At 52.4% G+C, this 7,500-nt stretch carries 2 tRNA genes and 5 rRNA genes (1 of these 7 only partly in view); all 7 read right to left on the reverse strand.

Annotation, left to right across the window (positions count from 1 at the left end):
- Window positions 1-52 precede the first annotated feature (52 nt).
- Window positions 53-165, reverse strand: a 5S ribosomal RNA gene (gene rrf, locus EV685_RS00230).
- Window positions 166-308: 143 nt separating this feature from the next.
- A 23S ribosomal RNA gene (locus tag EV685_RS00235) occupies window positions 309-3,184 on the reverse strand.
- A 350-nt stretch (window positions 3,185-3,534) separates the two neighbouring features.
- Window positions 3,535-3,610: transfer RNA gene (locus tag EV685_RS00240), tRNA-Ala, on the reverse strand.
- An 11-nt stretch (window positions 3,611-3,621) separates the two neighbouring features.
- Window positions 3,622-3,698 (reverse strand) — tRNA-Ile (locus tag EV685_RS00245).
- A 68-nt stretch (window positions 3,699-3,766) separates the two neighbouring features.
- A 16S ribosomal RNA gene (locus EV685_RS00250) occupies window positions 3,767-5,293 on the reverse strand.
- 265 nt (window positions 5,294-5,558) lie between these two features.
- Window positions 5,559-5,671, reverse strand: a 5S ribosomal RNA gene (rrf, locus tag EV685_RS00255).
- A gap of 143 nt (window positions 5,672-5,814) precedes the next feature.
- Window positions 5,815-7,500 (reverse strand): 23S ribosomal RNA (locus EV685_RS00260); it runs 1,190 nt beyond the window's last position.
- The 16S, 23S and 5S rRNA genes sit together here with 2 tRNA genes alongside, the layout of an rRNA operon.

Below are 7,500 nucleotides of genomic sequence, written 5' to 3' on the forward strand. Positions count from 1 at the left end.
CCCAAAAGAACAAACCCCCTGCAGTTTTCACTGAGGGGGTTTGGGGATAGTAGCCTGACGATGACCTACTTTCACACGCGAATGCGCACTATCATCGGCGCTGAGGCGTTTCACTGTCCTGTTCGGGATGGGAAGGAGTGGGACCACCTCGCTATGGTCGTCAGGCATAACTTGTTGCTGGAGCGATTCGCATCGAAGGGATGCGAGGGGCTTCAGCCAATTCATAGAGTCGAATCTGTATTGATTGCGTATCAGAGAGTACGGTACTTTAAATACCACCTTGAAGATCGAAGCGATCTCAAAGTTATAGGGTCAAGCCTCACGAGCAATTAGTACTGGTTAGCTTAACGCATTACTGCGCTTCCACACCCAGCCTATCAACGTCCTGGTCTTGAACGACTCTTTAGGGGGCTCAAGGCCCCGGCAGATCTTATCTTGGAACGAGTTTCCCGCTTAGATGCTTTCAGCGGTTATCTCTTCCGCACTTAGCTACCCGGCGATGCCACTGGCGTGACAACCGGTACACCAGAGGTGCGTCCACTCCGGTCCTCTCGTACTAGGAGCAGGCTTCCTCAAATCTGCAGCGCCCACGGAAGATAGGGACCAAACTGTCTCACGACGTTTTAAACCCAGCTCACGTACCTCTTTAAATGGCGAACAGCCATACCCTTGGGACCGGCTACAGCCCCAGGATGAGATGAGCCGACATCGAGGTGCCAAACACCGCCGTCGATATGAACTCTTGGGCGGTATCAGCCTGTTATCCCCAGAGTACCTTTTATCCGTTGAGCGATGGCCCTTCCATACAGAACCACCGGATCACTTAGTCCTACTTTCGTACCTGCTCGACTTGTCAGTCTCGCAGTCAAGCACGCTTATGCCTATGCACTATCAGCACGATTTCCGACCGTGCTTAGCGTACCTTCGAACTCCTCCGTTACACTTTAGGAGGAGACCGCCCCAGTCAAACTGCCCACCATGCACTGTCCCCAACCCGGATAACGGGCCAAGGTTAGAACCTCAAACACACCAGGGTGGTATTTCAAGGTCGGCTCCATACAGTCTAGCGACCATACTTCAAAGCCTCCCACCTATCCTACACAGATCTGTTCAAAGTCCAATGCAAAGCTACAGTAAAGGTTCATGGGGTCTTTCCGTCTTTCCGCGGGGAGATTGCATCATCACAAACATTTCAACTTCGCTGAGTCTCTGGAGGAGACAGTGTGGCCATCGTTACGCCATTCGTGCAGGTCGGAACTTACCCGACAAGGAATTTCGCTACCTTAGGACCGTTATAGTTACGGCCGCCGTTTACTGGGACTTCAGTCAAGAGCTTGCACCCCATCATTTAATCTTCCAGCACCGGGCAGGCGTCACACCCTATACGTCGACTTTCGTCTTTGCAGAGTGCTGTGTTTTTAATAAACAGTCGCAGCCACCGATTCTCTGCGGCCTCTTTTAGCTCCGTTTGTTCAACTTCACTGACTCAAGGCACACCTTCTTCCGAAGTTACGGTGTCAATTTGCCGAGTTCCTTCTCCAGAGTTCTCTCAAGCGCCTGAGAATACTCATCACGCGCACCAGTGTCGGTTTGCGGTACGGTCGTGTGCAACTGAAGCTTAGTGGCTTTTCCTGGAAGCAGGGTATCACTCACTTCGACGGCAAGCCGTCTCGTTATCACCCCTCATCTTAGACCCCCGGATTTGCCTAAGGGCCATGACTACAGGCTTGAACCAAGATATCCAACACTTGGCTGAGCTAACCTTCTCCGTCCCCACATCGCATTGCACATCGGTACAGGAATATTCACCTGTTTCCCATCAGCTACGCATCTCTGCCTCGCCTTAGGGGCCGACTCACTCTACGCCGATGAACGTTGCGTAGAAAACCTTGCGCTTACGGCGAGGGGGCTTTTCACCCCCTTTAACGCTACTCATGTCAGCATTCGCACTTCTGATACCTCCAGCAGCCTTTACAAGCCACCTTCACAGGCTTACAGAACGCTCTCCTACCATCACATTTCTGTGATCCGCAGCTTCGGTAACTGGCTTGAGCCCCGTTACATCTTCCGCGCAGGACGACTCGATCAGTGAGCTATTACGCTTTCTTTAAATGATGGCTGCTTCTAAGCCAACATCCTGACTGTTTTAGCCTTCCCACTTCGTTTCCCACTTAGCCAATTTTAGGGACCTTAGCTGGCGGTCTGGGTTGTTTCCCTCTTGAGTCCGGACGTTAGCACCCGGTGCTCTGTCTCCCAAGCTGTACTCATCGGTATTCGGAGTTTGCAATGGTTTGGTAAGTCGCCATGACCCCCTAGCCATAACAGTGCTCTACCCCCGATGGTAATACTTGAGGCACTACCTAAATAGTTTTCGGAGAGAACCAGCTATCTCCAGGTTTGTTTAGCCTTTCACCCCTATCCACAGCTCATCCGCTAGTTTTGCAACACTAGTCGGTTCGGACCTCCAGTGCGTGTTACCGCACCTTCATCCTGGCCATGGATAGATCACCTGGTTTCGGGTCTACACCCAGCGACTAAATCGCCCTATTCGGACTCGGTTTCCCTTCGCCTTCCCTACACGGTTAAGCTTGCCACTGAATGTAAGTCGCTGACCCATTATACAAAAGGTACGCCGTCACCCCTTGCGAGGCTCCGACTTTTTGTATGCATGCGGTTTCAGGATCTATTTCACTCCCCTCCCGGGGTTCTTTTCGCCTTTCCCTCACGGTACTTGTTCACTATCGGTCGATTACGAGTATTTAGCCTTGGAGGATGGTCCCCCCATCTTCAGACAGGATTTCACGTGTCCCGCCCTACTTGTCGCATGCTCAGTTCCACCACCAACTTTTTTCATACGGGGCTATCACCCGCTATGGCCGGACTTTCCATTCCGTTCTGATAAGTCGATGGCTAAATCATGCAGGCTCTTCCAATTTCGCTCGCCACTACTTTCGGAATCTCGGTTGATGTCTATTCCTCCAGCTACTGAGATGTTTCAGTTCGCCGGGTTCGCCTCAACACCCTATGTATTCAGATGTTGATACCCTTGCGGGTGGGTTTCCCCATTCGGATATCTCCGGATCAAAGCTCATTTGCCAGCTCCCCGAAGCTTTTCGCAGGCTATCACGTCCTTCATCGCCTGTAATCGCCAAGGCATCCACCACATGCACTTAGTCACTTGACCCTATAACTTTGACATCCACTTCGTGAACGTCGTCAAGGACTACACCACCCCGATCGACTATCGGGGCATGTGTTTGAGTATCTACGTTTGCCGTACTTTCAACTCTCACGACTTTCGTCGCTTCATTGATGTCTGGTGACGCAATCAATAGTCAGTAGCGGCACGGTGCTGCAACCCCTTTACCGGTGGCAGCTTTCCGCTACTGACGCTGATTCGACTCTACGAATTGTTAAAGAACAACAGCCAACTTTCGATGGCAGACCTAAACGCCCATACTCACCTGTCAAGCTCGTTTGCTTGCAAGTGCCTGGCTTACGCTTAGGTCTGCACCGATCGTGTGAAGAAGATTTTGGTGGAGGATGACGGGATCGAACCGACGACCCCCTGCTTGCAAAGCAGGTGCTCTCCCAGCTGAGCTAATCCCCCGTTCGAATGAGTGGTGGGTCTGGTTGGATTCGAACCAACGACCCCCGCCTTATCAAGACGGTGCTCTAACCGACTGAGCTACAGACCCCAATCTTCTTACACTGTCGTGTCTACAGCCGATAAGTGTGGGCGCATGAATTTGAATGCATTTTCCAGAAAGGAGGTGATCCAGCCGCACCTTCCGATACGGCTACCTTGTTACGACTTCACCCCAGTCACGAACCCTGCCGTGGTAATCGCCCTCCTTGCGGTTAGGCTAACTACTTCTGGCAGAACCCGCTCCCATGGTGTGACGGGCGGTGTGTACAAGACCCGGGAACGTATTCACCGCGGCAAGCTGATCCGCGATTACTAGCGATTCCGACTTCACGCAGTCGAGTTGCAGACTGCGATCCGGACTACGACCGGTTTTCTGGGATTGGCTCCCCCTCGCGGGTTGGCAGCCCTCTGTACCGGCCATTGTATGACGTGTGTAGCCCTACCCATAAGGGCCATGAGGACCTGACGTCATCCCCACCTTCCTCCGGTTTGTCACCGGCAGTCTCATTAGAGTGCCCTTTCGTAGCAACTAATGACAAGGGTTGCGCTCGTTGCGGGACTTAACCCAACATCTCACGACACGAGCTGACGACGGCCATGCAGCACCTGTGTCTAGGTTCTCTTTCGAGCACTCCCACATCTCTGCAGGATTCCTAGCATGTCAAGGGTAGGTAAGGTTTTTCGCGTTGCATCGAATTAAACCACATCATCCACCGCTTGTGCGGGTCCCCGTCAATTCCTTTGAGTTTCAACCTTGCGGCCGTACTCCCCAGGCGGTCAACTTCACGCGTTAGCTACGTTACTGAGAAGAAACCCTCCCAACAACCAGTTGACATCGTTTAGGGCGTGGACTACCAGGGTATCTAATCCTGTTTGCTCCCCACGCTTTCGTGCATGAGCGTCAGTACAGGTCCAGGGGACTGCCTTCGCCATCGGTGTTCCTCCGCATATCTACGCATTTCACTGCTACACGCGGAATTCCATCCCCCTCTACCGTACTCTAGCTATACAGTCACAAATGCAGTTCCCAGGTTGAGCCCGGGGATTTCACATCTGTCTTATATAACCGCCTGCGCACGCTTTACGCCCAGTAATTCCGATTAACGCTTGCACCCTACGTATTACCGCGGCTGCTGGCACGTAGTTAGCCGGTGCTTATTCTTCAGGTACCGTCATCCTCCCAGGGTATTAGCCCAGAAGATTTCTTCCCTGACAAAAGCGGTTTACAACCCGAAGGCCTTCTTCCCGCACGCGGCATGGCTGGATCAGGCTTGCGCCCATTGTCCAAAATTCCCCACTGCTGCCTCCCGTAGGAGTCTGGGCCGTGTCTCAGTCCCAGTGTGGCTGGTCGTCCTCTCAGACCAGCTACAGATCGTCGCCTTGGTAGGCCTTTACCCCACCAACTAGCTAATCTGACATCGGCCGCTCCAGTAGCGCGAGGCTCTTGCGAGTCCCCCGCTTTCACCCTCAGGTCTCATGCGGTATTAATCCGGCTTTCGCCGGGCTATCCCCCACTACTGGGCACGTTCCGATGCATTACTCACCCGTTCGCCACTCTCAAGGGTTGCCCCTCTACCGTTCGACTTGCATGTGTAAAGCATGCCGCCAGCGTTCAATCTGAGCCAGGATCAAACTCTTCAGTTCGATCTTGATTTCACTCAACGGAATTGAAGTGACATAATCTTCACTTCTTCCGTGAGCGTTTGACATCCCAGTTTTACCCAGGACTTGGCATTCGCCTTCAAACGCCCACGCTTATCGGCTGTAAATTTTTAAAGAGCTTAGCGACCGATGCAACCTCGCACTAGGCGTTGAGTTGCAACCCGATGGTCACTATATGCACAACTTTACAGTTGTGAACTTTCACATCAATCCACAATAGCTATGGCTATTTGGCATTGAAATAGTAGCCTGACGATGACCTACTTTCACACGCGAATGCGCACTATCATCGGCGCTGAGGCGTTTCACTGTCCTGTTCGGGATGGGAAGGAGTGGGACCACCTCGCTATGGTCGTCAGGCATAACTTGTTGCTGGAGCGATTCGCATCGAAGGGATGCGAGGGGCTTCAGCCAATTCATAGAGTCGAATCTGTATTGATTGCGTATCAGAGAGTACGGTACTTTAAATACCACCTTGAAGATCGAAGCGATCTCAAAGTTATAGGGTCAAGCCTCACGAGCAATTAGTACTGGTTAGCTTAACGCATTACTGCGCTTCCACACCCAGCCTATCAACGTCCTGGTCTTGAACGACTCTTTAGGGGGCTCAAGGCCCCGGCAGATCTTATCTTGGAACGAGTTTCCCGCTTAGATGCTTTCAGCGGTTATCTCTTCCGCACTTAGCTACCCGGCGATGCCACTGGCGTGACAACCGGTACACCAGAGGTGCGTCCACTCCGGTCCTCTCGTACTAGGAGCAGGCTTCCTCAAATCTGCAGCGCCCACGGAAGATAGGGACCAAACTGTCTCACGACGTTTTAAACCCAGCTCACGTACCTCTTTAAATGGCGAACAGCCATACCCTTGGGACCGGCTACAGCCCCAGGATGAGATGAGCCGACATCGAGGTGCCAAACACCGCCGTCGATATGAACTCTTGGGCGGTATCAGCCTGTTATCCCCAGAGTACCTTTTATCCGTTGAGCGATGGCCCTTCCATACAGAACCACCGGATCACTTAGTCCTACTTTCGTACCTGCTCGACTTGTCAGTCTCGCAGTCAAGCACGCTTATGCCTATGCACTATCAGCACGATTTCCGACCGTGCTTAGCGTACCTTCGAACTCCTCCGTTACACTTTAGGAGGAGACCGCCCCAGTCAAACTGCCCACCATGCACTGTCCCCAACCCGGATAACGGGCCAAGGTTAGAACCTCAAACACACCAGGGTGGTATTTCAAGGTCGGCTCCATACAGTCTAGCGACCATACTTCAAAGCCTCCCACCTATCCTACACAGATCTGTTCAAAGTCCAATGCAAAGCTACAGTAAAGGTTCATGGGGTCTTTCCGTCTTTCCGCGGGGAGATTGCATCATCACAAACATTTCAACTTCGCTGAGTCTCTGGAGGAGACAGTGTGGCCATCGTTACGCCATTCGTGCAGGTCGGAACTTACCCGACAAGGAATTTCGCTACCTTAGGACCGTTATAGTTACGGCCGCCGTTTACTGGGACTTCAGTCAAGAGCTTGCACCCCATCATTTAATCTTCCAGCACCGGGCAGGCGTCACACCCTATACGTCGACTTTCGTCTTTGCAGAGTGCTGTGTTTTTAATAAACAGTCGCAGCCACCGATTCTCTGCGGCCTCTTTTAGCTCCGTTTGTTCAACTTCACTGACTCAAGGCACACCTTCTTCCGAAGTTACGGTGTCAATTTGCCGAGTTCCTTCTCCAGAGTTCTCTCAAGCGCCTGAGAATACTCATCACGCGCACCAGTGTCGGTTTGCGGTACGGTCGTGTGCAACTGAAGCTTAGTGGCTTTTCCTGGAAGCAGGGTATCACTCACTTCGACGGCAAGCCGTCTCGTTATCACCCCTCATCTTAGACCCCCGGATTTGCCTAAGGGCCATGACTACAGGCTTGAACCAAGATATCCAACACTTGGCTGAGCTAACCTTCTCCGTCCCCACATCGCATTGCACATCGGTACAGGAATATTCACCTGTTTCCCATCAGCTACGCATCTCTGCCTCGCCTTAGGGGCCGACTCACTCTACGCCGATGAACGTTGCGTAGAAAACCTTGCGCTTACGGCGAGGGGGCTTTTCACCCCCTTTAACGCTACTCATGTCAGCATTCGCACTTCTGATACCTCCAGCAGCCTTTACAAGCCACCTTCACAGGCTT

This window comes from Sphaerotilus mobilis (assembly GCF_004216565.1).
In the GTDB taxonomy this organism is placed as follows: domain Bacteria; phylum Pseudomonadota; class Gammaproteobacteria; order Burkholderiales; family Burkholderiaceae_C; genus Sphaerotilus; species Sphaerotilus mobilis.